Here is a 1,396-nt window from a genome sequence, read left to right as displayed (position 1 = left end):
CCTGTTTTGCATAAAATCTTGATTGAACAAAAGCAATCAAGTGTTTAGTTGAATAAAAATACGCATCAAATTGACCGCACTTTGAAGTGAAAACGTAAAGTGATTGAAAACATTTGAGGTTGTATAGTTAAGTGACTAAGCGTACAAGGTGGATGCCTTGGCAATCAGAGGCGAAGAAGGACGTGCTAATCTGCGAAAAGCTTGGATGAGTCGATAAGAGGCGTTTAATCCAAGATATCCGAATGGGGAAACCCAGTAGATGAAGAATCTACTATCAACAAGTGAATTCATAGCTTGTTGAGGCAAACCGGGAGAACTGAAACATCTAAGTACCCCGAGGAAAAGAAATCAACCGAGATTTCGTCAGTAGCGGCGAGCGAAAGCGAAAGAGCCAGTAAGTGATAGCAGTATAGTGAGGAGAATGTGTTGGGAAGCACAATCAAAGAGGGTGATAATCCCGTATCTAAAAACCATATTGTGGTACTAAGCTAACGAGAAGTAGGGCGGGACACGTGATATCCTGTTTGAAGAAGGGGGGACCATCCTCCAAGGCTAAATACTCCTGATTGACCGATAGTGAACCAGTACTGTGAAGGAAAGGCGAAAAGAACCCCGGTGAGGGGAGTGAAATAGAACCTGAAACCTTGTACGTACAAGCAGTGGGAGCCCCATCACTTAATCCGATTGGAAGGTGATGAAAAGCAACCGCATTTAAACAATGGTAAGAGGAGCGAAGCGAGTCAAACCACCCAAAAGAAGCAGTGGGATTAAGTGATGGGGTGACTGCGTACCTTTTGTATAATGGGTCAGCGACTTATATTTTGTAGCGAGGTTAACTGAATAGGGGAGCCGAAGGGAAACCGAGTCTTAACTGGGCGAGTAGTTGCAAGGTATAGACCCGAAACCCGGTGATCTAGCCATGGGCAGGTTGAAGGTTGGGTAACACTAACTGGAGGACCGAACCGACTAATGTTGAAAAATTAGCGGATGACTTGTGGCTGGGGGTGAAAGGCCAATCAAACCGGGAGATAGCTGGTTCTCCCCGAAATCTATTTAGGTAGAGCCTTGAGGTGACACCTTTGGGGGTAGAGCACTGTTTCGGCTAGGGGGCCATCCCGGCTTACCAACCCGATGCAAACTACGAATACCAAAGAGTGATACTCAGGAGACACACGGCGGGTGCTAACGTCCGTCGTGGAGAGGGAAACAACCCAGACCGCCAGCTAAGGTCCCCAAGTCTATATTAAGTGGGAAACGAAGTGGGAAGGCTTAGACAGCTAGGATGTTGGCTTAGAAGCAGCCATCATTTAAAGAAAGCGTAATAGCTCACTAGTCGAGTCGGCCTGCGCGGAAGATGTAACGGGGCTGAAATATAGCACCGAAGCTGCGGCATCAG

Annotated in this window: 1 rRNA gene; it reads left to right on the top strand. The window is 46.9% G+C overall.

What is annotated here, in order from left to right:
• Positions 1 to 125: 125 nt before the first annotated feature.
• Positions 126 to 1,396, top strand: a 23S ribosomal RNA gene (locus tag HMPREF2813_RS00555); the annotation flags it as partial.

Origin of the sequence: Haemophilus sp. HMSC066A11 (assembly GCF_001811665.1) — a bacterium.
In the GTDB taxonomy this organism is placed as follows: domain Bacteria; phylum Pseudomonadota; class Gammaproteobacteria; order Enterobacterales; family Pasteurellaceae; genus Haemophilus; species Haemophilus influenzae.
The sequence above is the reverse complement of the archived record's forward strand: the minus strand, read 5'-3'. Positions and strand labels throughout refer to the sequence as shown.